The organism is Streptomyces ochraceiscleroticus (assembly GCF_000720485.1).
GTDB classification, from domain to species: Bacteria; Actinomycetota; Actinomycetes; order Streptomycetales; family Streptomycetaceae; genus Streptomyces; species Streptomyces ochraceiscleroticus.
In genome coordinates, this window is record NZ_JOAX01000101.1 from 1 (window position 1) to 369 (window position 369).

Below are 369 nucleotides of genomic sequence, written 5' to 3' on the forward strand. Positions count from 1 at the left end.
GTTGATGCACCGCTACGACGTCGTCCGGCTGTACGCCGACCCGCCGTACTGGGACACCGAGGTCGACGAGTGGGTGGACCAGTACGGCGAGGAACGCGTCATCCGCTGGTACACGCGCCGCATGGTGCAGATGCACGCCGCGGCCGAGCGGCTGCGGACGGACGTGCTCAAGCGGAACACGGCCGACGGGCAGCGGGCCGCAGCGTTCACGCACGACGGCTGCGAGATGACGCAGTCACACATCGAGAACACCCGCAAGGCCGAACGGCCGTCCGGGCTGTACGTGCTCCGCAAGGCCAGCCCCGCCCAGAAGATCGACATCACGGTGTCGTCGGTCCTCGCGCACGAGGCCCTCGGCGACGTCATCGC

The 369-nt window shown here is 69.1% G+C and carries 1 pseudogene; it reads left to right on the forward strand.

Annotated features, from left to right (window positions below):
- Positions 1 to 369 (forward strand): annotated as a pseudogene (locus IG84_RS0137370) (hypothetical protein); the annotation flags it as partial.